The sequence below is a fragment of the Domibacillus sp. genome, from assembly GCF_031181085.1.
Classification (GTDB): Bacteria; Bacillota; Bacilli; order Bacillales; family Domibacillaceae; genus Domibacillus.
This window is the reverse complement of record NZ_JAPSLE010000001.1, coordinates 250,496-276,241: the sequence shown is the minus strand read 5'-3', so window position 1 is coordinate 276,241 and position 25,746 is coordinate 250,496. Positions and strand designations below refer to the sequence as shown.

Sequence of the window (25,746 nt, the reverse complement as noted above, 5' to 3'; positions counted from 1 at the left end):
TTACGCCTCCATTAGTAAAAGTTCTGGGTTGTTTAACAACCGTTTAATGTGATTCAACGCATTTTGTGCAGTCGCTCCGTCAATCATACGATGATCAAAGCTCAAAGATAATGCTAACACAGGTGCCGCTACAATTTCACCATTTTTTACAATTGGTTTTTCAGCAATGCGTCCAATACCCAAAATTGCTACTTCTGGATGGTTGATAACTGGTGTAAACCATTGTCCGCCGGCAGAACCGATATTGGTGATTGTGCAAGATGCGCCTTTCATTTCTGCAGGAGCCAATTTGCCGTCACGTGCTTTTACAGCAAGTTCATTGATTTCGTTAGAGATCGTAAACATTGATTTACGGTCTGCATTTTTCACAACTGGTACCATCAAGCCTTTTTCAGTATCAGCTGCGATACCAATGTTGTAATAGTGCTTATGAACAATTTCGCTTGTTGCATCATCGATGGATGTGTTAAGCGCAGGGAATTCACGAAGCGCACTCGTCAAAGCTTTTACAACGTATGGAAGGAACGTTAATTTTACGCCTTTTTCCGCCGCAATATCTTTGAACTTTTTGCGGTGTGCCCACAACTCGGTTACTTCTATTTCATCCATTAGAGTAACGTGTGGTGCTGTATGTTTTGAGTTGACCATCGCTTTGGCGATTGCTTTGCGGATGCCGCTCATTTTTTCGCGTGTTTCTGGGAACTCGCCTTCTGGAATCGCTGCTGCCGCTGCTGGTTTTGACTCTTCTTTCGCTGCTGGAGCTTCTTGTTGTACAGCTGCTTCAGCTTGTGCAGAAGTGTTCGCACCGCCGTTCACGAATGCATCAATATCTTCTTTCACAATACGGCCGTTTTTACCGCTGCCTGCTACTTGAGCAATGTTTACATTTTTCTCACGTGCGTATTTACGTACAGATGGCATTGCAATGATGCGGCGGTTCGGGTCTACTTCTTCCTGTGTTTGAGCCGGGCCTGTGTGAATAGGACCTGTAGACTCTTTCGGCGCTTCTTCAACAGGTGCTTTATCAATGTTTTGACCGCCTTCTAAAGAAGACTGAACTTGCGCTTCTGTTTTTGCTTCGCCTTCGTCGCCGTGATCGTCGCCTTTGAATTTCAAATCTTCGTATCCGGGAGCGTCAAATTTGATTAATGTATCGCCAACGATTGCTGTAGTGCCCTCTTCAACCAGTACTTCTTCTACTGTACCCGCAACTGGTGACGGGATCTCAACAACTGCTTTATCGTTTTGTACTTCGCAAAGTACGTCATCTTCCGCTACTTTGTCACCTGGCTTTACAAACCACTTGACGATTTCACCTTCGTGAATACCTTCACCGATGTCTGGTAATTTAAATTCAAATGCCAATGCATTCAGCCTCCTAATAATTGAATTTTGAAAAGGAGGCACTGCCTCCTTTTCATGAATTAAGTATGATTAAAATTGAAGAACTTTTTTCGCTGTTTCGATAACATCTTTATGGTTTGGAAGCCATACACCCTCGGCCTGTGAGAATGGGAACACAGTATCCGGTGCTGCTACACGGAGAACAGGAGCTTCCAGGCTTAAAATTGCACGATCGTTGATTTCTGCTACAACGTTCGCTGCAATACCGCCTTGTTTTTGCGCTTCTTGAACAACGATAGCGCGTCCTGTTTTCTCAACTGAAGCGATGATTGTTTCGATATCAAGCGGCTGGATCGTACGAAGATCGATTACTTCAACAGAATGTCCTTCTTTTTCAAGCGCTTCTGCTGCTTTAAGAGATTCATGAACCATTGCGCCGTACGTAATGATCGAAAGATCTGTACCTTCACGTTTTACTGCTGCTTTTCCAAGAGGAATTGTGTATTCTTCTTCTGGCACCTCTTCACGGAATGAACGGTACAATTTCATGTGCTCTAAGAAAATAACCGGATCGTTGTCACGAATAGCAGAGATCAAAAGTCCTTTTGCTTCGTAAGGAGTAGAAGGAATAACTACTTTTAAACCAGGCTGCTGTGCTACCAATCCTTCCAAGCTGTCCGCATGAAGTTCTGGTGTGTGAACGCCGCCGCCAAATGGAGAACGGAACGTTACAGGAGCAGAATAAGTTCCGCCTGAACGGTAACGCATACGTGCAAGTTGTCCGTTAATAGAATCCATTACTTCGTAAACAAATCCGAAAAACTGAAGCTCTGGTACTGGGCGGAACCCTTCTAAAGCAAGACCGACAGCTAAACCACCGATTCCAGATTCTGCAAGCGGCGTATCGAAAACGCGATCTTCCCCGAATTCTTTTTGAAGGCCTTCTGTTGCACGGAATACGCCGCCGTTAACGCCGACGTCTTCGCCGAAAACAAGGACGTTTTCGTCATTTTTAAGCTCTACGCGCAAGGCATCCGTAATCGCTTGAATCATTGTCATTTGTGCCATGGCTTACTTCGACTCCTTTTCAGTGTAGATTGCATATTGTTCTTTTAAGTTTGCTGGCATTTCTTCGTACATATTTTTCATAAGGTCTGTTACTTTTTGTTTTGGCGTTTCATCCGCTTTTTTGATCGCGTCTTTGATTTCTTCTTTCGCGCGTTCAATTACTTCTGTTTCTTTTTCTTCGTTCCATAGACCTTTTGCTTCTAAGTATTTGCGGAAACGAACAAGCGGATCTTTTTTCTCCCACTCTGTATCAAGGTCAGATGTACGGTAGCGAGTCGGGTCATCACCGGCCATTGTATGTGGACCGTAACGGTAGCAAAGTGTTTCGATCAATGTTGGACCTTCACCGTTGATTGCACGCTCACGCGCATCTTTAACAGCCGCATATACTGCAAGTGGATCCATACCATCAACAAGAACAGATGGAATACCTGCTGCAATCCCTTTTTGAGCGATGGTTTTCGCTGCTGTTTGTTTTTCACGCGGAGTTGAGATCGCGAATTGGTTGTTTTGAACGATAAAGATCGCTGGAGCATTGAATGCACCGGCAAAGTTGATTCCTTCGTAGAAATCACCTTGTGATGAGCCGCCGTCGCCTGTATATGTAACAGCTACTGCTTTTTTACCGCGTTTTTTAAGTCCTAGAGCCACGCCGGCGTTTTGCACGTATTGTGCACCAATAATGATTTGTGGAGACAAAACATTTACGCCCTCAGGTGCCTGGTTGCCTACATAGTGACCGCGCGAGAACAAAAATGCTTTCCATAATGGAAGGCCATGCCATACGATTTGTGGAACATCACGGTATCCTGGCAAAATCCAGTCTTCTTTTTCAAGAGCATACTGGGAAGCAATTTGTGATGCTTCTTGTCCAGCTGTTGGTGCATAGAAGCCAAGACGTCCTTGACGGTTTAATGAAATAGAACGCTGGTCAAGTACGCGTGTGTATACCATGCGTGTCATCAATTCTTGAAGTTCTTCATCTGAAAGCTTTGGTGCTGCACTTTCGTTTACAATTTTTCCTTCTTCATTCAAAACTTGAACCATTTCAAATTGCGTTTCAATCGACTCAAGCGTTTTTTGCGGATCGAACTGAGTTTTCTTTGGACTCATAGTTGTCACCTTCCCTTTCTTTATTTGTCATGTGGCTGTTTTCATTTATAATGACCTGTACCAGTTATTTTTTATAAATTACTAATACAATTAAAAGCTTCGGTTAATAGTGTATAATAACCATGTTCATACGTCAATTCAAAAAGAATTTTTATAATTATCCTTTAAACCACTGCTTTCATGCGCTCTGTACTAGTGTTTCTGTTTAATCTGTACTATAAAAAGAAAGCGCTTTTTTAAGCTGTTATACATTACATTTTTTACCCCTTTCCCCTATTCCCGGTTTCCAAAGCGTAAAACAAAAAATCGCTTCATTAACATTTTGCACAGTTTTTGATAAGATAAATACACTAAAAGCGAAAAAGGAAGGAAACCATATGATTAAAATGAATGACATCGTGCGGGAAGGCGATTCGGTTCTTCGGGAAAAAGCGAAAGAAGTGCCGCTTCCTGCTTCTGAAGAAGACAAAGCGGTTCTCGCTTCACTGATTGAATACGTAAAAAACAGCCAGGATCCCGAAATAGCTGAAAAATACGGGCTGCGCCCTGGTATTGGTTTGGCTGCACCGCAAATTGGTGTTTCAAAACGGATGATTGCTGTCCATGTAAATGATGAGAATGGAAACCAGCTCAGCTATGCGCTGTTTAACCCGAAAATTGTCAGCCATTCTGTTGAAAAAGCTTATTTAACAAGCGGTGAAGGGTGCTTATCCGTTGATCGTAACGTTCCGGGTTATGTACACCGCTATGCAAGAGTGACAGTAAAAGCGGTTACACTGGAAGGGGAAGAAGTAAAGCTGCGTTTAAAGGGGCTTCCTGCTATTTGTATACAGCATGAAATAGATCACTTAAACGGCGTTATGTTTTATGATTATATCAATGAAAAAGCGCCTTTTCAGATTGAAGAGAACGCACAGGCAATCGAACGCTGAGCAGTCTAATAGAATATGTCGATCTCTTTTCATTCCGACAGCCATATGATAAAATGGCAGTGAGGAGTGATCCACAATGTTGAAGAAGCTGAAAAAAAAGCTCGCAAAACAGTGGAAAGATCTGCTTAGAAGAAAATCAATTGCATAATTTAGAATGGTTAAGCCCTTCCGTTACGAAGGGCTGTCTTTATGTATGAAACAAAAAGATGTTCTTTCGTGTCAAAACATCGTTCTTTCTATATAATAAAAACCAAGATCACTTAATAAGACGCAGCATTAAAAACGAGAAGAACCGCTTTTATGGCGGTTTGTATATACTAAACCGGAATAAAGGAGAGAAAATCATGATTTTCAAAGTGTATTACCAGGAAGACCGTTCTGAAGTGCCCGTTCGGGAAAAAACAAAAACCTTATATGCGGAAGCGCAAACAGAACGTGAAGTACGCCACGCATTAAAAAGCCGCCCATATAATATTGAGTTTGTTCAAAAGGTAACTGACAACCACCTTGAGTATGAGAAGAAGTCTCCCGACTTTAAAGTGGAGCAGCTGTAAAGCATGAAATTTGTAAAAAATGATCAAACTGCAGTTTTCGCCCTCGGCGGTTTGGGCGAAATCGGCAAAAACACTTATGCCGTCCAATTTCAGGACGAGATTATTTTAATTGATGCAGGGATTAAGTTCCCTGAAGATGAGCTTCTTGGAATCGATTATGTGATTCCAGATTATTCTTATCTTCAAAAAAATGCGGATAAAATTAAAGGCTTGTTTGTTACACATGGTCACGAAGATCATATCGGCGGTATCCCTTACCTGCTCCGGGTTGTAAATGTACCGGTGTACGGCGGGAAGCTTGCACTTGGTCTTCTGCGCAATAAACTAGATGAACACGGCCTTCTGCGCCGCGCCCGCCTTCACGAAATCGGCGAGGATGACATTATCAAGTTCCGGAAAACATCCGTATCCTTTTTCCGGACAACCCATAGTATTCCAGACTCTTATGGTGTTGTAGTCAAAACACCGCAAGGCAATATCGTGCACACAGGCGACTTTAAATTTGACTTCACTCCTGTAGGAGAGCCGGCCAACTTAACGAAAATGGCGGAAATCGGCAAGGAAGGTGTTCTTTGTCTCCTGTCTGATAGTACTAACAGTGAAGTGCCCAATTTCACGATGTCTGAAAGGAAAGTTGGGGAAAGCATTCACAATGTGTTTCGAAAAGTACAGGGACGCATTATTTTCGCTACTTTTGCTTCGAACATCCACCGCCTCCAGCAGGTCGTTGATGCAGCTGTTGAAGACGGCCGGAAAGTCGGTGTGTTTGGGCGCAGCATGGAAAATGCGATTAATATCGGACAACAGCTCGGCTATATCCGCTGTCCGAAAGACACGTTTGTCGACACTCACCAGTTAAATAAATTACCGGCGAACAAAGTAACAATTTTGTGCACTGGCAGCCAGGGTGAACCTATGGCGGCACTGTCACGCATCGCCAACGGATCTCACCGTCAAATTCAAATCCAGCCGAATGATACGGTCGTTTTTTCATCCTCACCGATTCCCGGCAACAATGTAAGTGTCAATCGAATTATTGATGCTTTGTCCCGGGCAGGAGCAGACGTTATTCACGGCCCATTAAATGAAATCCATACATCCGGGCACGGAAGCCAGGAAGAGCAGAAATTGATGCTCCGCTTGATTAAGCCTAAATTTTTCATGCCGATTCACGGTGAGTACCGGATGCAGAAAATGCACTGCCAGCACGCGATCGACTGCGGTGTTCCGCCGGAAAACTGCTTTATTATGGACAACGGCGATGTATTGGCTCTTTCAAAAGACGAAGCGCACGTGGCTGGACGCATTCAATCCGGCTCCGTTTATATTGACGGAAGCGGCATTGGCGACATCGGCAACATCGTGCTTCGTGACCGCCGCATTCTTTCAGAAGAAGGCCTTGTGATTGTGGTCGTAAGCATCAACAAAGAAAAAAATAAAATAGAAGCGGGCCCTGATATTATTTCGCGCGGATTTGTGTATATGCGTGAATCGGGTGATCTTATTTACGAAGCACAGTCGATGCTGAATCGCCATGTAAAGCAGCTTCTCAATAACAGCACCACTCAATGGTCTGATATTAAAAATGAAATTACCGATACTCTTTCACCTTTCCTTTACGAGCGGACAAAACGCCGCCCGATGATCCTGCCGATCATTATGGAAGTGTAACAAAAGAAAACGCGCTCCTGCTTTTAGGAGCGCGTTTTTTCGGAGGTGTCTGCTATCATTCAAGTAAAGAGCCAATCCCAGTATGCAGAAAATATTAAAAAGAGCTATCGTTCATCCGCCTGCGGCCCCGTCACAATTTCGGTTATTTTAGATTACTGGGGATATTCGTGTACAGCAAACGATTTATATAAAAAACTTGGTACTACAAAAATCGGTTTATCCCGCTTTTTAATGGTTCGGAGATTAAAAAAACTGCTGGACAGCAACTGGCGTGTTAGCTCCTCGAACCAGATTGATGAAGTGATTCACGAGCTTGATCACGGCCGGCCCGTTGCCGCAAAATTTGACAAGTATTTCACCCTCCGCTTTTTTGCTAGGCCTTTGTTTGCGTATCATTGGGTCGTGCTTACAGGATATGAAATCCAGCAGGGGCGTATTTATTTGTTCCTGCATGATCACGGTGCTCCTGGACGAAAAAGTAGGATCCGCCGCATCTCATTTGAAGATCAGGCACACGTCCTCCGTTTTGTGCTTGTTTCGCCAAAAAACCCTCCACTTTGAGTGGAGGGTTTTTTTCAGTGATTCATTTTTCTCTGGAATCGGTCAATATCTCTATCCGCACCAATAATAATTAAAATATCGCCTAAATGAATAGGCTCATTCGCCTGTGGCGACACGATAATTTCCTTACCCCGTTTAATTGCTACGATATTAATCCCGTAAAGAGCCCGTATATCAAGGTCAATCAACGTATTGCCAGCAAGTGATTCATTGGCAATAATTTCGGCGATGGAATGCTCATCGGAAAGCTCTAAATAATCTAATACGTTGTTTGAGACGATATTATTGGCAATGCGCCGTCCCATATCACGTTCCGGGTGGACAACCTGGTCTGCGCCGATCTTGATCAGCACTTTTTCATGATAATCATTTTGTGCCTTGGCCGTAACTTTTTTAACGCCCACTTCTTTTAACATCAGCGTCGTTAAAATACTGGACTGAATATCATCTCCAATAGCGACAATCACGTGATCAAAATTTCGAATGCCCAGGCTTTTTAAAACCGATTCATCTGTCGTATCTGCAACAACAGCATGAGAAGCAATCGAAGTAAACTCATTTACACGGTCCTCGTCTTTATCGATCGCCATTACTTCCATTCCTTGTTCACTCAGCTCCCGGCAAATGCTGCTTCCGAATCGACCGAGTCCAATAACGACAAATTCCTTTTTCATGATTCTTCCCCCGCTGTCAACGTTAAATAAAAGGTTTTGCTCTGACAGTTTACCACGAAAGGCCTTTAATTGCTTTCTTTCTTATTTTCCTGCCCCCGCCATACCCTCACTCTTTCTTACGAAAAGAAACAAAGAAAAACCGGCTGGCGCCGGTCACCTGCTTTATTTTGTTTTGGACGTTTCACCGAGAACGCGATTTAAACGCTTCTCAAGCATTTTCAGCCCGCTTCCTCCTGCTTGAAAGTGACGCAGCCGGCCTTCTTTATCGAAAACATAATAAGCAGGAACATATTGATTGTTAAATGCTTCTGTAAGTGTATGTTCACTGTCAACAAAAATCGGGTGTGTGATTCCATGTTCTGCTGCTGCCGCTTTAATCTCTTCCAAGTTCAGATCATCCTCCGAAAGAGGCATGTGTACAGCCAGAACATTTAATGTATCCTTGTAATCACCACGGAATTTGTTGATGTTTGGCATGGCTTCTTTGCATAGGTGACAGCTTACCGACCAAAAATGAATGAGGGTTGGCTTTTCGCCAATTAACTCACTGGTAGACACTTTCCCGTTCAGCCACTTTGTTGCACCATTAAGCTCTGGCATTTGCTCTTTTAATTTCATCCGTCCACACCCCTTTTCTAATAGTATAGACACATCAGGGCCTAACGGTGTATCAAGCCCTGGTGAGCACTACAGATTAAAGGGGTTTTGTGGTTTCGTTTTCAGTTTGGAGGGCAAAGCCAGCTCGCTTAAATGGAGCGCTTTGTAAGATGGTTGGTCCTTTAAAACGCTCAGCGGCTGCCCAGCTGCTCAAAGTAACCGCTGATAAATGAAATTGCCGTTTGGATCGCAGTCTCATTCGGGTTTAATTTTGCGTGATGAAGGCCATACTCCGACCCGACACCAAGCCAAAACATAAGACCTGGAATTTCTTTCAGCATAAAGCCAAAGTCTTCCCCTGTCATGGCTTCTCGTGCCTGCACGAATTGGATATCTGGCTGCTGCATTGCAAATTGAATAAAGCGGCCCGTCACTTCCGGATCATTATACACTTGATAATAGCCGCTGCCGCAGTCGATTTCTGTTTCGCAGTCAAACGCCGTTTCTATCCCTTTTAAAAGAGACTGAACCCGTGCCTTTGCTTTTACCATTGCCTCTGGTGAAAGCGTGCGAATGGTGCCTTCCAGCCTTGCATGGTCGGCGATCACGTTTTGCACAGTGCCGGCCGTCATTTTCCCTACCGTCACCACAGCACTATCAAGCGGGTCAACGTTTCGGGAAACGATAGACTGGAGCTGTGTAACAAAGTAAGAGGCTGCTACAACCATATCCTTTGTTTCATGCGGATAAGCAGCATGGCCGCCTTTGCCGCGAATATCAATAAACAGCTCTGACGTATTCGCAAATAAAAGGCCCGGCTTCGTGGAAATTGTGCCCGCCGGGTGCTCCGGCGCAATATGAAGTGCATAAATTTCATCGGGCAGCCACGCGCGGAACTCTTCCGATGCCATCATCGGCTCGGCTCCTCCTGGTCCTTCTTCTGCCGGCTGAAAAATAAAAACTAAATCGTCATCAATCGGATGAGAAGCAAAATGAGTAACCACGCCAAGTGCAATGCTCATATGCAGATCATGGCCGCATGCGTGCATACGCCCTTCGTGTGTTGAAGCAAATGAAAGGCCGGTCTGCTCGGTAATAGGCAGGCCATCGATATCTGACCGCCATCCGATTGTTTTAGAAGGGTTAGACCCGTTTATTTTTACAAGAATGCCTGTCCGCCATGTTTGAATTTCCATCCGCTCCTGCGGAAGTGATTTTAAATACTCCAGCAAATAAGCCTGCGTTTTAAATTCTTGAAATCCGAGCTCTGGAATTTGGTGCAAATCACGTCGAATAGCTGTAAATTGGCTCATTTCTTTTCCTCCTTTTTAGAAAAAGAACGCGCGAGCAGCTGCCCACGCGTCCTTATGATTACCGCTTTTATAGTTTACGGAGTTCCTGCATGATTTCTGTTTTTGATTTTGTTTTATCATCGATCTGTTTAATCACGCGTGCTGGTGCTCCAACTGCAACAGAGTAAGGCGGAATATCTTCTGTAACGATCGCGCCTGCAGCCACCACAGAACCTTCGCCAATACGGCAGCCTTCAAGCACAACCGCATTTGCCCCGATTAAAACGTTGTCTTCTAAAATAACCGGTGAAGCAGAAGGCGGCTCAATCACACCCGCTAACACAGCGCCTGCACCAACATGGCAGTTTTTACCTGTTGTCGCACGCCCGCCAAGAACCGCATTCATGTCGATCATCGTTCCTTCGCCAACTACTGCTCCAATATTAATAGAAGCACCCATCATAATAACGGCATTGTCGCCGATTTCAACTTGATCGCGGATCACAACACCCGGCTCAATACGCGCTTTAATGTTTTTCATATCTAAAAGCGGAATCGCAGAGTTGCGGCGGTCATTTTCCACTACGTAATCAGTGATTTTATCTTTATTTTGCTCAAGTGCTTCAGACACTTCTGCCCATTCACCGAACACAACAACAGATTTGCCTTCGCCAAATACTTTTGCTGATTCGCCGAAGTTAATGCCTTCTACGTCTCCGTTTACGTACACTTTTACCGGTGTTGATTTTTTGCTGTTTCCGATAAAAGCAATAATTTCGTGTGCATCCATCATTTTCATAAGTATGTATTCCTCCTGGTCAATCTGTTTTTTCTGCTATTACTGTATCAAAGCAGCGCCACTTTCACAAGCGATTTTCTTTCGATTGTGCCATAAAAAGCTCCACTGTTTCGACAAATGCCTGCACTTGACGAAGTTCGAAAGCCGCATCATAGCCAAGAAGCCACGTATCGCGCTGAATCGGTGCTCCTTCACGGTCAAGAAGCGGGATTTGAAAAAGATCGTGTTCATGATTCGCTAATGTAATAGCTGGCAAAATCGCGTACCCAAGTCCATTAAACGCCATCTGCCGGCATGTTTCAATTTGGTCTACCACAATTGAGCGCTTTGGCGCCATTTGAAAACGACTGTGCCACCATTCTTGTATTTCCTGATAGTAGCTTGAGTCACTTTTGAATTGAATAAACGGTTTGTCGGTGGAAAGCACATCTTCTACATTTTGAATATCTTTATCGACTAAATAAAGCGGATCTTCAAACAAGTGAATTTTTCGCCCTTTCCATTCCGGCGTTCCACGTATAATGCCAACATGCACATCCCCTTCATAAAGCGCTTTGACGATTTCGCTGCTCCAGCCGGTAATCAGTTGAATTTTGGCGTGGGGATAGCGTTCTACGTACAGCTTTAGCACTTTTGGCAGCCAGTTTTGGCCGACGATGGTGGCGCAGGCGATTTTCAATGTTCCATGTACTTGCGGCTCAAGCAGCTGCAGCTCTTCGAGGAGACGCTCTCTTTTCTCCAGGGTTTCTTTTGCATATTCCACAATTCTCTCACCTGCCGGCGTTAAAGAAAGCCCTTTTGTAGAACGGTTAAAAATTTTAACCCCCCACTCTTTTTCGACTGTCTGCAGGCGCTGGGAAAGAGCCGGCTGAGAAACAAAAAGCCGCTCTGCTGCTTTTCGCATATTCATTTCCTCTGCAAGGACGGTCAACAGGCGAAATTCTGAAACAGACATCCCGTCACTCTCCTTTCTTTAAAAACAAAAGCAGAATAAATGAAAGGGCCGCAAATAGGAAAACGACAAAATAAACCGCGTGCAGGGAAGAAGTCAGCCCTTCACCTAAAATAGCGCGGGCGGAAGCTGGTATATCTCCTTCTCCGCCGAGGAGCTCATTCACAGAGTTAACACTCAGATTATCTGCTCCGCTTTTGCCTGCCAAATAAGCGGACAACTGACTGTTTAGTACACCGCCAAGCAGCGCTGCCCCTATAGCATTGCCGATATTTCTCATAAACATATTGGCTGCCGTCGCAGCTCCTCTTTCATGCCAGTCAACCGCGTTTTGTATCGAAATAATAAAAGCAGTCGAGGTCAAACCCATTCCCACTCCTGTGACGAAAGAAGAAGCGGCTGCCCACCAGGGGCCTAAATCCGGTGTCATGAACATAAACATTAAGCCGCCGGCTAACAGTGCTGCCCCGCCAATTAGAGTTGTAGCACGGTAGCCAATGGAATAAAGAAGGCGGCCGGATAAAGAGGAGGCAATCGGCCAGCCGATTGACATAGCGGTCAGTGTGAACCCGGCGATCGTAGCACTTTTCCCCATCACACCTTGTACATAAGTCGGCAAAAAAGATGAAATGCCGATGAGCACAATGCCGGTCGTTAACGATACAAGGTTGGCAATTAAGATTGGACGCACCTTCCATAAATGAAAAGGCACAATAGGAGACGGCGTACGCCGTTCATGCAAAGCAAAAAGACAAAACGAAACGGCTCCAAGCACCAGCAGCGGACCTGTATCAGCTGTATTGCCTGCTTCAACTAACCAGTACATAAACGTTGAAATTCCTACTAAAAAAAGCACCGTTCCGATATAGTCGATATCCGGCTTTTTCTTTTCTACCTTCTCATGCAGGAAAAGGCCAAGCATGACCATCGAAACAACGCCAAGAGGTATGTTAATCCAAAATACCCAGCGCCACGATACATATTCTACAAGCAGGCCGCCAAGTGCCGGCCCGGAAACGGCCGAAATGCCCCACACACTCGACAGATAGCCTTGAATATGCGCCCGCTCTTCCTTGGAATAAATATCGCCGACAATGGTTGTGGCAATGGGCATTACTGCACCGGCCCCCACTCCTTGAATAAAGCGAAAAAGAATCATCTGCTCCATTGAGCCGGCCAGTCCGCAAAGAATAGAGCCGGCCAAAAAAATCGTCATACCCGCAAATAAAACCGGCCGCCGGCCAAAGATATCTGATAGCTTTCCATAAATTAAAACAGTCGCTGCGTTCATAAGCAAATAAGCAGAGAACACCCAGCTATACAGCGAAAAACCACCAAGCTCCGCTACAATATCCGGCATAGCCGTTGAAACAATTGTTGCTTCGATCGCTCCCATAAACATGGCCAGCATCACAGCCGCCAAGACGAGAGGACGCTTTGTTTGTTTTGGTTTCAACCCTTTCACCCCAAATTCAATAAAAAAAATCCGCCGCCTGGCGGATCTTTAATTTAATCCATCAACATAATAATTGAGCTGCTTTAAAATGACCCGTCTCGTTAATATACCCTCAAAATGGCCTTCTTCATCAGTTACACATAAAAAAGGATGATTAATAAGCTGTCCAAGCGCTTTTCGGAAGTGGTCATGAACCGTTAATCTCGGTTTATCGATGGCCATCACATCCTCCACTTTCAGCTCATCAAGCCGCTCAAACTCAATGCGTTCAAGACCGAGAAGCGCTTCCGTAATCATAGGAATGCTAATCAGCCCTTCAAGACGATATTTGGTATCCAAAACCGGAATAGCCGTGTAACCACTTTTCGTCAGAATCAGCAATGCATGCTCCAGACTGTTTCCCCGCTGGACAAATGCCACTTTCTCTCCCGGAATAATGTAATCCATAATATTTGTCTGCAGAACGTCTTTGTTTCTGAAGGAGATCATTGGTGTTCTTCCTTTCTGTTTTGTAAGCGCTTTACTTACCTTCCATTATAGCAAAATGCCTGTAGCTTCTACCAGAGAAACGAGCCGTTCTTCTTCAAAAAGATCCGGCCCTGGCCGCCTGCTGTTACCCTTGTGCTTCCTGCTTCGCTTCTTGAAGAAGTTCAAAAATTTCGATTGCTGTCATATCAATATCATCAAAAGGATACTTACTTCCTTTTCCGTCCTTATCATATACTTCAAGTTCAAACGTGTCTTTATTTGGGAAATATTTTACCTGGCAGAGTGTTTTGCCGTTTAATTCAAACAAGCGCTGCTGTACTTCTCCCTGCTCTCCGCCTTCCTGCAGTGATTTAAGGCGCTGTACGATTCCAACTAATTGTGACATATATTGTCGACCCCTTTCTTTCGTTAACCATTTAGTAAGCACAAGAAATATACCATACATCCCTGCTTTAATCCAATATTTTTGCCCTCTTTTTTCACAATCTACAAATAAAAAAGACGCCAGAATCAGCGCCCCTGCAGCCATACAATTGCAATAATTCCAAGAAATATGACAAACATCGTGATAAATAGCCAAATGACCGGATTCAATCCATATGGATGCTGGCGAACCGGCTTAGAATTGGCTGTATCCCGAATGCCAAAAGCGCCGGACCGTTTCATTAATCTGGCAGTCCAAAGCAGGCCGCCAAGCAGAACAGCAGCTGATAATAGAATCCAAGCTTCCATAAGCATCCCCTTTTATGCCAGGATACTTCCATTGTGCCCGGATTCCTCCAGCTTCATACGTTAATAGAGCAGTCCATCCTGGTCGTATAAATAAGCATATGGAATATCAAAAAATAAATATTCGTGCTCATTCACCGGGCAGGAAAATGTTCGGATGGTTTCTCCTGTTTCAAGATCATTATACAAATCAGAGATTAAACCGCCGCCGTTTTTATTCATCCGGACAATGTTTTCAAGAAAATAAGGGCGCCAGCTCCAATTCTTGTTTAAATATTCCGGCTGAAAAATCCATTGGCCATCCCTTTTAAAGTAGTTTGGTGTTAATTCAAAACCGTTCTCATCACATATATATAACCGGAAACACATTTCATTAAACTCCCTGGCGATATCTTCGAGGAGTTTTTCTTTTGGGCCTGATTTCGATCTGGAAATGATAGCACTCAGTCCGCTTTCCAGCTGGTCCGCTAGCGCATATACGCTGCTGAGCGCCTGTTTTTCATACGTAATAAACCGGCTGCATTTTTCCCTTAGCATTTCTTTTTGCCCGTCAGGCTGGGCAAAATCGGGCATAGGCTCCGATAAGTAAAAGCCTTGATAATAACGCCCGCCATTTTTCCAGGCATACTGAAGCTGATACTCTGCTTCCACGGTTTCAAACAGGAGCGAGGCACCAATTTTACGGGCAAACATTGAAAGGGAATAAACGATATTTTTATAGGTCTGGTCGCTAGCGTCTTTTCGAAGGGCCTGCAGGCTTATTTTTAAAATATCAGGTGATGACCCGGCAAAACGGCGAATATCTCCGTCCGCGTCCACTTCCCCTATATGATCAACGGCAAGCCGAATCCCGAGTGTTTTATAGTAGCGAAGAACATTATCAAGCGATTTGCTATAATCTGCTTCCGAGATCTCCAGCACAATCTGCTCATACCTTAATCCTTTTTCGGTATATTCGTCTAAAATAGCCAGAAAAGATTCGCCGTAATCCTCAAGCAGTCCGGCTGCCCGCCGGTTTACAAACAGCATTTCGGTTCTGCCGGCTTTCAAAAAAGCATCGAGTGCTTTTCGTATAATGACATCTTCTACTTCACAACGGTAGTCATCCGGTGTATCTTCATCATGGAAAAAGTGTCCGAGACTATGGACCGTCTCTCCTTCTATGTAACGGCCTAACACTTCATACCCAATAATTTTATGTTCATCAGCGCTGAAGATCGGCTGGTAATATGGTACAACACGATCCAAATGACTCATAATTTCCAATGCATCCATGAAAACCCCCCATTCCGTCCAATCGTTTATTATTATACATGACTTTTGTTTATTATGCTGTTAATTCAAAGAAGCCCGGCACAGAAACGCGCCAGGCTACATCATATGCCGGCGGGCAAAATCGACGAATCGAAATTTATCCGGTCGGTGTCTTGACTCCGTATACTGAAAAAGGCTCGCATTATCTAAATAAACGTAGTTGCGCACCACAGCAATATGTGAACAGCCATTCATGTCAAGAAGGGCAGTGTCTTCTTCTGTGCAGGGCTCGACGGTTATTTCCTTTTTAGCAAAACTGATCGCTAAACCGAGTTCTTCTTCAATGTAAGCATAAATCGATTGTCCGCATATCTCTTCTGTCAGAGAGGGAACATGCTTTTTCAATAAAAAATCCTTGTCCAAAATAACACGTTCCCCATCAAAAACACGCGTCCGGGTCACTTTCCATATCTCTTCCTTTGGACTGCATTGAAGCTGATGCTGCAAATATGGCTCAGGACGAATTAATGCAAGCTCTTCTACATCTGTATGAATGGCTGCGTTAAGCCCTTCTGCCAGCTCTTTAAAGCTGACAAGCCCTGAAAACGGAAAGCTTGCACGGCTCGTGTCAAGAACGACGGAGCCTTTTCCGCGCAGCTTTTGAATAAAACCATTTTGCGAAAGAAGTGTCAGCGCTTTTCGAATCGTTTCCCTGGATGTTTCATAGCTGGCGGCCAGCTCATTCTCTGACGGAATAAGCTCACCCGGCTGAAAAACACCCGTTTTTATTTTCTCAACCAGCTCTTCATAAATATACTTGTATTTATTGATTTTCATCTTGGTTCACCTGCATACTGTCATTCCCTCCACTATAACATAAAATGGATCAGTTAAACAGACGGTACACGGTGCTTTCATAAGGCGTTAATGTCCGGTTTGAGAGATGCGCAGGAGCTTCTTTCTCATTTGACAGAACAAGCGATGAACGCTTGCCTTTCAATTCTTCAGGCACAACGAATGGCACGGGGCGGCCATAAAAATTATTGATGACGATCCAAGCTTCTCCCTCGTATTCTCTCATATATACAAACAGCTCAGGATGGTCGCTCATAAGCAGCCGGTAGCTTCCTTCACGCATCACCTTTTCCTTTTTCCGGAGCTCAATCAGTGTTTTGTAATGATAAAAAATAGAGTCTTGGTCTTGTTGTGCGGCTTCCACATTAATTTCTTTATAGTTTTCAGCCGTTTCAATCCATGGAGTGCCGATTGTGAAGCCAGCATTTTTTCCGCTGTTCCACTGAACAGGTGTCCGGCTGTTATCACGTGATTTTTGCTTTATAATCGTCATAATGTCTTCTTCTGCCATTCCCTGTGCGCGCATTTCATTGTACATATTCAAAGACTCCACATCACGATACTGCTCAATCCGTTCAAAATGAGGATTTGTCATTCCAATTTCTTCGCCTTGGTAAATATAAGGGGTTCCTTTCATAAAATGAATGGCGTTTGCCAGCATCTTCGCTGACTTCACCCGGTATTCTCCGTCATTTCCATACCGGCTTACAATACGCGGCTGGTCATGGTTACACCAGAACAAGGCATTCCAGCCTCCGCCTTTATCCATTTCCTGCTGCCAGTCTGACATAATCCCTTTCAGCCATAAAAAATCAAACGGAGCGGCTGTCCATTTTTCTCCTCCAGGATAATCCGCTTTTAAATGATGGAAATTAAAGGTCATCGCCAATTCATGCGAATCCGGATGAGAATAACGAATGCAGTGTTCAATGGTTGTAGAAGACATTTCACCTACCGTTAACAGATCATATTGAGAAAACACATTATCATTCATCTCACGTAAAAACTCGTGAACCCGCGGGCCATCTGTGTAAAAGCGCCGCCCGTCCCCTTCAAAGTCATCTGGGAAAGATTGATCTTTGGAAATAAGATTAATAACATCCAGACGGAAGCCGTCAATCCCTTTTTGAAGCCAAAAATGCATCATTTCATATAGATCACGGCGAACTTGTTCGTTTTCCCAATTTAAATCGGCCTGCGTACGATCAAATAAATGCAGATAATACTGGCCGCGCTTTTCATCATAAGCCCATGCTGATCCGCCAAACTTTGACTTCCAGTTGTTTGGCGGACCTCCGTTTACTCCGTCTTTCCAAATATAATAGTCCCGGAAGCGGCCGTCAGCTTCTCTCGACTGCTGAAACCAGTTATGCTCGGTAGAAGTGTGGTTAACAACGAGGTCCATAACAATTTTGATCTCCCGATTATGGGCTTGCTCGAGCAGCTCTTCCACGTCAGCCATTGTTCCGTATTCCGGGTTTACCGCATAATAATCGCTAATGTCATAGCCGTTGTCTTTTTGCGGGGACGCATAAATGGGCGTCAGCCACAGCACATCAACTCCGAGGCCTTTTAAATAATCCAGCTTTTCAATAATGCCCCGCAAGTCGCCGACTCCGCCGCCGTTCGTATCGTTAAAGCTTTTCGGATAAATTTGATATACAACACTCTGTTTCCACCATTGTTCATTCATATCGTAAGCCTCCTAATAGAAAAAAGGGCAAAAGCGCCCTTTATTTTTGTTTCTCAAATCGTGAAAAAATAAATGTGAGAATGATCGGCAGAACGATTACAATGAGCATGCCGATCAAAAAGGATGTCATTCCTTTACTGATAACGAGAAAGCCTGGAATGCCTCCGACGCCAATCGTACTAGCGAGAACACCATTTACCGAGATAAACATACCGGCAATGGCGGAGCTGATCATGGCAGCGATAAAAGCATACCGGAAGCGGAGATTAACCCCGAATATAGCCGGCTCTGTTACACCGAGAAACGCAGACAGTGCTGATGTGTAGGAAAGCCCTTTTAAACGTTCTTCTTTTGCTGAAAGCCCAATTGCTAAAGCAGCTGCGCCCTGTGCGATGTTAGAAAGAGCAAGCATCGGCCATAAAAACGTGCCGCCAAGCTGAGAGCCGACCAGCTGCAAATCAACAGCTAAGAAGGTGTGGTGCATTCCTGTGATAACAAGCACGCTGTACAGGCCGCCGTAAATTAAGCCGCCTAAAAGCGGTACGGTGTCAAAAATATAAATAACCGCATCTGTGATGGCATTTCCAACGATAAACATAACCGGGCCGATTAAAATAAAAGCGGCAAACCCGGTAATAAGAAGAGCAACCGGTGCTACAACGAGCAGCTGAATGCCTTCAGGAACTCTTTTTGTTAAGAAAACTTCAATTTTTGCCAGTAAATACGAGGCGAATAAAACAGGCAGAACCTGTCCCTGGTAACCGATTTTTTCAACCGTCATACCCAAAATATTCCAGGTGGGAACTTCTCCTGCTTTTTCTGCTTCACCGTATGCCCAGGCATTCAATAAATCGGGATGAACGAGAATTAATCCCAGCACAATCCCTAAAAGCGGACTGCCGCCAAACCGCTTCACGGCTGACCATCCGATCAAGGCAGGAAGGAAGGTAAACGCTGTATTCGCAATCAAGTTGATAACGTTTGCAATGTCCGCCCACTGAGGATAACGCTCGATTAACGATTCCTCAAAGAAAATGCCGGGACCGGTTAAAATATTATTCAGTCCAAGCAGCAAGCCGGCTGTTACAATGGCCGGTAAAATGGGTATAAAAATATCAGCCAATGTTTTAATCGCCCGCTGCAGCGGATTTAAATTGGATTCTGATACTTTTTTTACATCATCTTTGGAAGATTCTCCAATACCGGTTTGGTCAACTAAATCCTGATACACTTTGTTGACAGTACCCTGGCCAATAACAACCTGATACTGTCCGTTGGCTGCGAAAGATCCTTTGACTACATCAATTTGTTCGAGCTTTGCTGTATCGACTTTGCTGTCATCTTTTAACGCAAAACGCAGCCGTGTTACACAATGTGTAGCTGCACTAATATTATCACGTCCGCCGACTGCCTCTACAATCTGCTCCGCTTGTTTTGAATATGCACCCATTGTTACAGCCCTCCTAATCTTGTATATACATCTTAATAAGACTTTACCACCTGTATATACATGTTGTCAACAAACAAGGAAGCGATTCCAAAAAAAGCACCCCTATCGCCGCTTTTAAAAAGGAAAGCGATTTAACCACTGTCCGCCATCTATTGTAATACATTCACCATTTATATAAGCAGCGTCTTTTGAACACAAAAAAAGGGCAAGAGAAGCGACTTCCTCGGGCGTCCCAAGCCGGCCCAGCGGTACGCTGTTCAGCGTCCGCCGGGCTCCTTCTGATGACTCCCATAGTTTTTCAGCCCCTCCTGTCCGCTCAATTGGACCGGGAGCGATCGCATTAACACGTATTCCATACTGATAGCCCCATTCAACTGCAAGAGTACGTGTGAGAGACAGTACACCTGCCTTGGCAGCAGCCGAATGCGCAACTTTGACTCCTGCATTCCATGCATAAGCAGCAGCCATGTTAATGATTAAACCGCTGCTTTTTCGTTTAATCCAATAGTTTCCTGCAGCGTGTGAACAATAAAAGGTTCCGTTTAACACAATGTCTATAACAGCCTGCCATCCATTTGGCGTCAGCTTTTCTGTGGGACAAATAAAATTACCGGCAGCATTATTAATGAGCACATGGATCGAGCCAAACGCCCGATCCGCCTTTTCCATCAGCTGGACAGCTTCTTCAGGACAGCGTACATCCATAGCCACTGTTAAAAGCCGGTCGTTTTCTCCGCTTATTTCATTTTTAGCCGCCCTTAATTTTGCTTCGTTTCGTCCGCAAATGACCACATTGGCTCCTTCCTCAAAAAAACGCCGGGCCATATATTTTCCCATACCGCTTGATCCGCCCGTTATGACGACCGTCTGGTTTTTCATGTGTTCTCCTCCTTTATAAATGAATAGTCATTCATAAATATATAATAAAAAGGAAATCCGCCATACAAGTGGATTTCCTTTTTTGTTTTATTCTTCGTCTTCCCTTAGCTGATAAACAGCCTGTAAACATTCAAGCTGGCTGTCAACATATATCTCATCTTTGTCACTGGCTACGTAATGGTAGTTTCCTTCATTGTCCTGATAGCGTGCTTTTGCTGTATCCGACAGCTGCAAATGCAAAAAGTCCGTCAGCCTGTTTTTTAATGTATGGTCTAAGATTGGGAATAAAATTTCCACCCGCTTAATCATATTGCGTGTCATCATATCTGCTGAAGAAAGGTAAATATTCCGTTCACCGTTATGATGGAAATAGTAAATCCGGCTATGCTCTAAAAAGCGGCCCACAATGCTGATTACCCGTATGTTTTCACTTACGCCGGGAATCCCAGGGCGCATACAGCAAATTCCACGGATGATGCAGTCAATTTGCACCCCTGCGTTGGATGCTTCGTACAGCTTCATAATTAACCGTTTATCTGTTAAAGAATTCATCTTTGCAATAATCCGGCCATTTCCATACTTTTTGTGATTATCAATTTCTTCATCAATGAGTTTGATAAATGCGTCCTGAATATCAAATGGAGCGACCACTAAGTGATTATATTTTGGTTTGTCCATGTACCCGCTTAAATAATTGAAGAAATTCGTCGCATCTACGCCAAACTCTTTTTTAGATGTAATTAAGCCATGGTCCGTGTAAAGCTTTGCCGTTGCATCATTATAATTGCCTGTGCCGAGATGAACGAACCGTTCAATTTGGCCTGCTCGTTTCCGAACAACAAGCGTAATTTTACTATGCGTTTTCAAATTGTGCATGCCATAGATCACATGACAGCCCGCTTTTTCCAGCTCTTTGGCCCATTGAACATTGTTTTCTTCGTCGAATCGCGCTTTTAATTCAACAAGAACGGTAACTTGTTTTCCTTTTTCCGCTGCCCGTTTAAGCGACTCAATAATCGGTGAATCGCCGCTGACCCGGTAAAGCGTCATTTTAATCGCTAAAACGGTAGGATCATCTGCCGCCTGCGAGATAAAATCCACTACCGGTTCGAATGATTCGTACGGGTGATAAAAAAGAATATCCTGCTGCAATACTTTTTCAAAAATATTTTCCCGGGAAGACAAATCGATCGGCAGCTGCGGAATAAACGTTTCATATGTCAGCCCTTCACGAAGCGTGCTCAGCTTTTTCGTAAAAGGAAACAAGAAAGTTAAATCAATCGGGCCGTCTATTTCATAAACATCTTTAAAATGAATTTCAAGCTCTTCAAGCAGGTAGTCCAGTACATCCTGATCTAAATCCTGAGATTTAATTTCAAGCCGGACAGCGGCTCCCCATTTTCGCTTTTTTAATTCTTTTTCAATTTCAAGAAGCAAATCGCGGGCGCCTTCTTCGTGAATTTCCATATCCGCATTGCGTGTAATCCGGAAAGTATTCACATTCTTCACAACATAACCTTGAAAGACACGGTCAATAAAATATTCTAATACGTCTTCAAGCAAAACGAATGTGCCGCCTTCCTCCGATGGCACTTCGATTGTACGTTCCAGCACTCCCGGCACCTGCACAATGGCTACGCGGTCCATTTCCGCTTCCGGTTCATCATTTTGCAGCATCACAACTAAATTAAGTGATTTATTTAACAGCATTGGAAATGGGCGGTAAGCGTCAATGGCCATCGGTGTTAAAACAGGAAACACTTCGTTGTCGAAGTAATCAAGTAAAAAACGCTGTTGTTCATCCACCAGCTCAGCCGGCTTTTTCAACACAAATCCTTCTTCTTTAAGAGCGGGAAGAATTTCCTCTCTTAGTATCCTGTTTTGTGTTTCCACGAGCTCATGCGCTTTAATGCTGATCCGGTTCAGCTGCTGCTTGGGGGTCAGGCCCGCTTTGTTCTCAGGCTTATTAAAGCCTGCTTTTACTTGATCTTTTAAGCCAGCTACCCGTACCATAAAAAATTCATCTAAATTTGAACTGAAGATCGCCAAAAATTTCATGCGTTCCAGCAAAGGATTGTTTAAATCCGACGATTCTTCCAACACACGTTTGTTAAAGTTAAGCCAGCTTAATTCTCGATTGTTGTAGTATCTTGGATTCGCTAAATCAATGGCTGTCTGCCTGCTCATCGGACTCCCCCATTTCAGTTTTCTTTCATTTGTTTAAATTCTATCTGAATGTCTGTCTGCAAGGCTTTTTCTAAATGGCGTTTTTGTTTATCGCTTTGGTAGCGTTCAGCGAGCTCGCTTCCTTCGCAATAAACCGTAATAACAATATGCTCATGTTTTCTTTTCACGCCTAGATCGCTGACAATGCTTCGCTTTGAGCTGTTTAAGCTAAAACAAAGCTTAAGCAGGGCACCGTACTCCCGCATTTTTTGGATGTCCTCTTTGGTGAACCAGCCGTCGAACTGCTCTAAATATTGCTTGAGTGTCGAATTATTTGTAAAGGAAGCGACCAAAGAAATATATGCTTTCTCTCGATGGGTAAAGCCGTCAAACATGGAGTTAAGCAGAAGATAAAAGGTATGCCGGCTTTTTGCATTGGATGATATGTATTCACCGAGATAAAACAAAGCCGCCGCTTGTTCAATCATAAACCGCTCTTTGTTCGTGATCTTTAAAATCTGTTCCTGTTCAAAACCGCGAAGCATATTTTGAGTCAGCTTCATCATTTGGTAGTGATGATTTTCATCATGGCCATAAACAGTTAACAGCCTTTTCACGCCGTTTCGTTTTACATCTTCTGCTGTGTCCCAATTGCTGTTTTTCGCCCGCTCCAGCATGATTCCATCCCGAAGCCCCCGGGAGCTGACCAGCATTCTTTTCGCTTTTGTATGTATAGTCAGCTGATAAAAGACTTCAATAGCCGGCAAAATTAAATCAGCGCGCTCATTTGAAAGACCATCCACTTTCTCAAGCTCTGTGTATGAAAGCGGAGAGAGCTCGGTGCGCAGCTGTTCAAGAGCTTCTGCGGACAGCTCATAGCCGTGTACGCCAAGAGGCGGATAATTTTCTTTTAGCTGCTGGACATTCGCCAAGTTGCGCGCGCTGCCGCCCAGAGCCGTAATCATGCCGTCCGGTGCTTCACCAAGCCAATCGAATTTTTCAAGCTCCCCTTGAATAAATTCAGCCATTCGTTTCTGCTCTTTCGGCTTCATTCGGCCTTCTGGGATAAACTGTTCTTTAAGGGAGACCACGCCAAAAGGAAAGCTGAAAAAATGTTTCAATTTTCTGTTTCTATAAAGTGTAATTTCTGTACTGCCTCCGCCGATATCAATCGTCAGTCCATTATCAGCCGGCATTGTTTTCAAAACGGCTGACAGCCCGTAAGAAGCTTCTTCCTCTCCCGACAGCAGCCGGATATGAAATCCCGTTTCTTCCTTGACCCTTTCAATAATGGCATCCCGGTTTGATGCCTGTCTTATAGCAGCTGTTGCGGTACATTCTACCTCTGTTACCTCGTAGTAATGGAGAACTTCTTTGAAATTGAGCAGCGCTTCAAGCAGCAGCCGGACACCTTCATCGCTCATTTCACTTTTTTCATTTAAAAATTGCCGCAGCCTGAGAGGTGCTTTTACATTTCGAAATTCCTCAATCGCTGACCCTTGCTCTTTATATAAAACCAGACGGACTGTATTGGATCCAATGTCAATAATGCCTGTTTTGGTTTGCATCACAGTGATTCCCGCTTTCTTTTTTTATTCATTTTCCCCTTTAAATATACCACGCAAACCACTATGAATGCTTCCAAATCACGGTTAAACAGTATATAATGAGAGAAAATGAAGACGAAAGGAGTCACTACATTGAGCAAAAAATCTGAACCCTTCACCGAACCTTCATCCGATGAGACCCTCGCCAAAGCCATTTTCACGGTTAACCGCCATGCAAAAACGGCTATAAACCCAAAATATCTATATGCGCTGAAAAAATGCGCCCTCCTGAAGATGATCAAGGAAGGCAAAGCAGAAAAAAAAGGCCTTCACTTTTCCCGAAATCCTAAAAACAGCCGGCAGCAGTCGGATGTGCTTGTTTCATGCGGTGAATATACCTTTCATATGCCGCCTTGTAAAGAAGACTTTACTTTATTGCCGCACCTAGGGCGGTTAAGCGAGCAAATACGCAACCCCCGCTGTTCCATGGGGCTGTCTAAAGCAAAAATTATTCTTGAGGCGTATACGGGTATGAAAGAAAAAGAAACAAAGCCGAAGAATCCTGGTCAGAAAAAGTACACGAAGCCGGTGTTTAAACCGCTTGGCCAGTCATATTAAGAACGAAAAGGACGCCGCTGAACAAGCAAGCGTCCTTTCTTTTATAGGGCAAGTTCATCAATATACTGAACAAGACGGGCAATTTCCGGCTTGCTCACCTGCGCATCGGCACCTACTCCTGTACCCTTGTGGCGAAGCTCGTCGGTAATCAATGAAGAAAAAATAACGACTGGAAGTTTTTTCAAAATAGGGTGATCTTTGATCCGTCTCGTTAAATGGTGTCCGTCCATTTTTGGCATTTCAATATCTGTAACAATCAGCTGCACTTTTTCGAATGTATTTTCCTCTTCAAGTGTCGATTCCAAATAATCGAGGGCAATCTGACCGTTTTCAAAAAACTCAACCCGGTCATATCCCGCTTCCACAAGCGTATCGTGAAGCAGCTTGCGGAGCAGCGGTGAGTCCTCTGCCACAATAATTTTTTTTTCGGACCGCTCACGCTTGCCCAGGCTTCGAATTTGATCCACGTGAATGCCGGAATGCGGATTAATATCTACAACAATTTTTTCAAAGTCGATCAACAAAATCATCGTTTCATTGATTTTAATCACGCCGATAATTTGATTGTTGCCTCCCTGATACATTTCAGACGGCTTTTCAATATCATTCCAGGAAATACGGTGAATGCGCGTCACGTTTTGAACGTGAAAAACCACTTTCTGCTGGTTAAACTCTGTTACAATGTATTTATCCATCTGGCCATTTTGAGATGGCTGCAGGCCCAGCACTTTTGCCATATCAATCACTGGCAGCACCTCACCACGAAGCTGAATAATGCCTTCAATGTGGGAGTGGGCATGCGGGATAAAAGTAATAGGCATGGGCTGAATGATTTCTTTTACTTTCATCACATTAATTCCATATTTACTGCCCTGAACTTCAAATTCCACAATTTCAAGTTCATTTGTTCCAGATTCAAGTAAAATTCCATAATCATAAGTCATAAGTCATAAGTCCCCTTGCTTTTTTATTTTACTATATCACGAATGAAAAAATTGTCGATGCTTGAAAAGTTTATAATTCTTTAATATTTAATTCAAAAATTTACATTAT

At 44.0% G+C, this 25,746-nt stretch carries 25 protein-coding genes; 5 read left to right on the top strand and 20 right to left on the bottom strand.

Annotated features, from left to right (window positions below; genetic code table 11):
• The 3 genes from RIN81_RS01555 to pdhA form a co-directional block, all read right to left on the bottom strand.
• The gene (locus tag RIN81_RS01555; RefSeq protein ID WP_309086986.1) at positions 1 to 1,365 is read right to left on the bottom strand and encodes a dihydrolipoamide acetyltransferase family protein; all 1,365 of its coding nucleotides are present in this window, start codon (positions 1,363 to 1,365) and stop codon (positions 1 to 3) included.
• 69 nt (positions 1,366 to 1,434) lie between these two features.
• Positions 1,435 to 2,412 carry an alpha-ketoacid dehydrogenase subunit beta gene (locus RIN81_RS01550; protein ID WP_251270367.1) on the bottom strand — a complete coding sequence of 326 codons (978 nt, stop codon included), beginning with the start codon at positions 2,410 to 2,412 and terminating at the stop codon, positions 1,435 to 1,437.
• Between the two features lie 3 nt (positions 2,413 to 2,415).
• A complete protein-coding gene (gene pdhA / locus RIN81_RS01545) occupies positions 2,416 to 3,525 on the bottom strand; it encodes a pyruvate dehydrogenase (acetyl-transferring) E1 component subunit alpha (protein WP_242232173.1) in 1,110 nt (369 codons plus the stop codon).
• A 377-nt stretch (positions 3,526 to 3,902) separates the two neighbouring features.
• Between pdhA and def the strand changes: the two genes are divergently transcribed.
• From def to RIN81_RS01525, 4 genes are all read left to right on the top strand, one after another.
• Positions 3,903 to 4,457, top strand: a complete 555-nt coding sequence (gene def / locus RIN81_RS01540) for a peptide deformylase (protein WP_309086985.1) — start codon at positions 3,903 to 3,905, stop codon at positions 4,455 to 4,457.
• A gap of 344 nt (positions 4,458 to 4,801) precedes the next feature.
• Positions 4,802 to 5,011 carry a DNA-dependent RNA polymerase subunit epsilon gene (locus RIN81_RS01535; protein WP_242232175.1) on the top strand — a complete coding sequence of 70 codons (210 nt, stop codon included), beginning with the start codon at positions 4,802 to 4,804 and terminating at the stop codon, positions 5,009 to 5,011.
• A gap of 3 nt (positions 5,012 to 5,014) precedes the next feature.
• Complete coding sequence (gene rnjA, locus RIN81_RS01530) at positions 5,015 to 6,682, top strand: ribonuclease J1 (protein WP_242232176.1); 1,668 nt, start codon at positions 5,015 to 5,017, stop codon at positions 6,680 to 6,682.
• A gap of 45 nt (positions 6,683 to 6,727) precedes the next feature.
• Entirely contained in the window at positions 6,728 to 7,243 is a 516-nt protein-coding gene (locus RIN81_RS01525; protein ID WP_309086984.1) for a C39 family peptidase, read from the top strand.
• Between the two features lie 14 nt (positions 7,244 to 7,257).
• Here the strand turns inward: RIN81_RS01525 and RIN81_RS01520 are convergent, their stop codons facing one another.
• The 16 genes from RIN81_RS01520 to RIN81_RS01445 form a co-directional block, all read right to left on the bottom strand.
• Complete coding sequence (locus RIN81_RS01520; protein WP_242232178.1) at positions 7,258 to 7,917, bottom strand: potassium channel family protein; 660 nt, start codon at positions 7,915 to 7,917, stop codon at positions 7,258 to 7,260.
• A gap of 162 nt (positions 7,918 to 8,079) precedes the next feature.
• Positions 8,080 to 8,535: a TlpA disulfide reductase family protein gene (locus tag RIN81_RS01515; protein WP_309086983.1), complete on the bottom strand. Its 456-nt coding sequence runs from the start codon at positions 8,533 to 8,535 to the stop codon at positions 8,080 to 8,082.
• Between the two features lie 170 nt (positions 8,536 to 8,705).
• On the bottom strand, positions 8,706 to 9,827 hold the full coding sequence (locus tag RIN81_RS01510; protein ID WP_309086982.1) for an N-acetyldiaminopimelate deacetylase: 1,122 nt from the start codon (positions 9,825 to 9,827) through the stop codon (positions 8,706 to 8,708).
• 67 nt (positions 9,828 to 9,894) lie between these two features.
• On the bottom strand, positions 9,895 to 10,605 hold the full coding sequence (dapD, locus tag RIN81_RS01505; protein ID WP_242232181.1) for a 2,3,4,5-tetrahydropyridine-2,6-dicarboxylate N-acetyltransferase: 711 nt from the start codon (positions 10,603 to 10,605) through the stop codon (positions 9,895 to 9,897).
• Between the two features lie 64 nt (positions 10,606 to 10,669).
• Entirely contained in the window at positions 10,670 to 11,560 is an 891-nt protein-coding gene (locus RIN81_RS01500) for a transcriptional regulator CcpC (RefSeq protein WP_309086981.1), read from the bottom strand.
• A gap of 4 nt (positions 11,561 to 11,564) precedes the next feature.
• Complete coding sequence (locus RIN81_RS01495; RefSeq protein WP_375164485.1) at positions 11,565 to 12,968, bottom strand: MDR family MFS transporter; 1,404 nt, start codon at positions 12,966 to 12,968, stop codon at positions 11,565 to 11,567.
• Between the two features lie 93 nt (positions 12,969 to 13,061).
• Entirely contained in the window at positions 13,062 to 13,502 is a 441-nt protein-coding gene (gene cbpB, locus RIN81_RS01490) for a cyclic-di-AMP-binding protein CbpB (protein WP_242232184.1), read from the bottom strand.
• Positions 13,503 to 13,626: 124 nt separating this feature from the next.
• On the bottom strand, positions 13,627 to 13,887 hold the full coding sequence (locus tag RIN81_RS01485) for a YkuJ family protein (RefSeq protein WP_046179710.1): 261 nt from the start codon (positions 13,885 to 13,887) through the stop codon (positions 13,627 to 13,629).
• A gap of 125 nt (positions 13,888 to 14,012) precedes the next feature.
• The gene (locus RIN81_RS01480; RefSeq protein WP_309086979.1) at positions 14,013 to 14,234 is read right to left on the bottom strand and encodes a hypothetical protein; all 222 of its coding nucleotides are present in this window, start codon (positions 14,232 to 14,234) and stop codon (positions 14,013 to 14,015) included.
• 60 nt (positions 14,235 to 14,294) lie between these two features.
• Positions 14,295 to 15,506, bottom strand: coding sequence for an EAL domain-containing protein (locus RIN81_RS01475; RefSeq protein WP_309086978.1), 1,212 nt, complete (start codon positions 15,504 to 15,506; stop codon positions 14,295 to 14,297).
• Positions 15,507 to 15,602: 96 nt separating this feature from the next.
• A complete protein-coding gene (gene treR / locus RIN81_RS01470) occupies positions 15,603 to 16,322 on the bottom strand; it encodes a trehalose operon repressor (protein ID WP_309086977.1) in 720 nt (239 codons plus the stop codon).
• A gap of 49 nt (positions 16,323 to 16,371) precedes the next feature.
• Positions 16,372 to 18,033 carry an alpha,alpha-phosphotrehalase gene (treC, locus tag RIN81_RS01465; RefSeq protein WP_309086976.1) on the bottom strand — a complete coding sequence of 554 codons (1,662 nt, stop codon included), beginning with the start codon at positions 18,031 to 18,033 and terminating at the stop codon, positions 16,372 to 16,374.
• A gap of 40 nt (positions 18,034 to 18,073) precedes the next feature.
• Positions 18,074 to 19,483 carry a PTS system trehalose-specific EIIBC component gene (gene treP, locus RIN81_RS01460; RefSeq protein ID WP_309086975.1) on the bottom strand — a complete coding sequence of 470 codons (1,410 nt, stop codon included), beginning with the start codon at positions 19,481 to 19,483 and terminating at the stop codon, positions 18,074 to 18,076.
• A 114-nt stretch (positions 19,484 to 19,597) separates the two neighbouring features.
• Entirely contained in the window at positions 19,598 to 20,362 is a 765-nt protein-coding gene (gene fadH, locus RIN81_RS01455) for a 2,4-dienoyl-CoA reductase (RefSeq protein ID WP_309086974.1), read from the bottom strand.
• Between the two features lie 87 nt (positions 20,363 to 20,449).
• Positions 20,450 to 22,549 carry an RNA degradosome polyphosphate kinase gene (locus RIN81_RS01450; protein WP_309086973.1) on the bottom strand — a complete coding sequence of 700 codons (2,100 nt, stop codon included), beginning with the start codon at positions 22,547 to 22,549 and terminating at the stop codon, positions 20,450 to 20,452.
• 14 nt (positions 22,550 to 22,563) lie between these two features.
• Positions 22,564 to 24,096 (bottom strand): Ppx/GppA phosphatase family protein, encoded by a 1,533-nt coding sequence (locus RIN81_RS01445; RefSeq protein ID WP_309087494.1) that lies wholly within the window; start codon positions 24,094 to 24,096, stop codon positions 22,564 to 22,566.
• A gap of 132 nt (positions 24,097 to 24,228) precedes the next feature.
• Here RIN81_RS01445 and RIN81_RS01440 point away from each other — a divergent pair, with 132 nt between their 5' ends.
• Positions 24,229 to 24,693, top strand: coding sequence for a YkyB family protein (locus RIN81_RS01440; protein WP_309086972.1), 465 nt, complete (start codon positions 24,229 to 24,231; stop codon positions 24,691 to 24,693).
• 41 nt (positions 24,694 to 24,734) lie between these two features.
• Here the strand turns inward: RIN81_RS01440 and RIN81_RS01435 are convergent, their stop codons facing one another.
• Positions 24,735 to 25,637 carry a chemotaxis protein gene (locus RIN81_RS01435; protein ID WP_309086971.1) on the bottom strand — a complete coding sequence of 301 codons (903 nt, stop codon included), beginning with the start codon at positions 25,635 to 25,637 and terminating at the stop codon, positions 24,735 to 24,737.
• Positions 25,638 to 25,746 lie beyond the last annotated feature (109 nt).

Coding starts and splice junctions, on each gene's coding strand:
- RIN81_RS01550 (WP_251270367.1), bottom strand. CDS start 2,412: ATGGCACAAATGACAATGATTCAAGCGATTACGGATGCCTTGCGCGTA.
- pdhA (WP_242232173.1), bottom strand. CDS start 3,525: ATGAGTCCAAAGAAAACTCAGTTCGATCCGCAAAAAACGCTTGAGTCG.
- def (WP_309086985.1), top strand. CDS start 3,903: ATGATTAAAATGAATGACATCGTGCGGGAAGGCGATTCGGTTCTTCGG.
- RIN81_RS01535 (WP_242232175.1), top strand. CDS start 4,802: ATGATTTTCAAAGTGTATTACCAGGAAGACCGTTCTGAAGTGCCCGTT.
- rnjA (WP_242232176.1), top strand. CDS start 5,015: ATGAAATTTGTAAAAAATGATCAAACTGCAGTTTTCGCCCTCGGCGGT.
- RIN81_RS01520 (WP_242232178.1), bottom strand. CDS start 7,917: ATGAAAAAGGAATTTGTCGTTATTGGACTCGGTCGATTCGGAAGCAGC.
- RIN81_RS01515 (WP_309086983.1), bottom strand. CDS start 8,535: ATGAAATTAAAAGAGCAAATGCCAGAGCTTAATGGTGCAACAAAGTGG.
- RIN81_RS01510 (WP_309086982.1), bottom strand. CDS start 9,827: ATGAGCCAATTTACAGCTATTCGACGTGATTTGCACCAAATTCCAGAG.
- dapD (WP_242232181.1), bottom strand. CDS start 10,605: ATGAAAATGATGGATGCACACGAAATTATTGCTTTTATCGGAAACAGC.
- RIN81_RS01500 (WP_309086981.1), bottom strand. CDS start 11,560: ATGTCTGTTTCAGAATTTCGCCTGTTGACCGTCCTTGCAGAGGAAATG.
- RIN81_RS01495 (WP_375164485.1), bottom strand. CDS start 12,968: ATGCTGGCCATGTTTATGGGAGCGATCGAAGCAACAATTGTTTCAACG.
- cbpB (WP_242232184.1), bottom strand. CDS start 13,502: ATGATCTCCTTCAGAAACAAAGACGTTCTGCAGACAAATATTATGGAT.
- RIN81_RS01485 (WP_046179710.1), bottom strand. CDS start 13,887: ATGTCACAATTAGTTGGAATCGTACAGCGCCTTAAATCACTGCAGGAA.
- RIN81_RS01480 (WP_309086979.1), bottom strand. CDS start 14,234: ATGGAAGCTTGGATTCTATTATCAGCTGCTGTTCTGCTTGGCGGCCTG.
- RIN81_RS01475 (WP_309086978.1), bottom strand. CDS start 15,506: ATGGATGCATTGGAAATTATGAGTCATTTGGATCGTGTTGTACCATAT.
- treR (WP_309086977.1), bottom strand. CDS start 16,322: ATGAAAATCAATAAATACAAGTATATTTATGAAGAGCTGGTTGAGAAA.
- treC (WP_309086976.1), bottom strand. CDS start 18,033: ATGAATGAACAATGGTGGAAACAGAGTGTTGTATATCAAATTTATCCG.
- treP (WP_309086975.1), bottom strand. CDS start 19,483: ATGGGTGCATATTCAAAACAAGCGGAGCAGATTGTAGAGGCAGTCGGC.
- fadH (WP_309086974.1), bottom strand. CDS start 20,362: ATGAAAAACCAGACGGTCGTCATAACGGGCGGATCAAGCGGTATGGGA.
- RIN81_RS01450 (WP_309086973.1), bottom strand. CDS start 22,549: ATGAGCAGGCAGACAGCCATTGATTTAGCGAATCCAAGATACTACAAC.
- RIN81_RS01445 (WP_309087494.1), bottom strand. CDS start 24,096: ATGCAAACCAAAACAGGCATTATTGACATTGGATCCAATACAGTCCGT.
- RIN81_RS01435 (WP_309086971.1), bottom strand. CDS start 25,637: ATGACTTATGATTATGGAATTTTACTTGAATCTGGAACAAATGAACTT.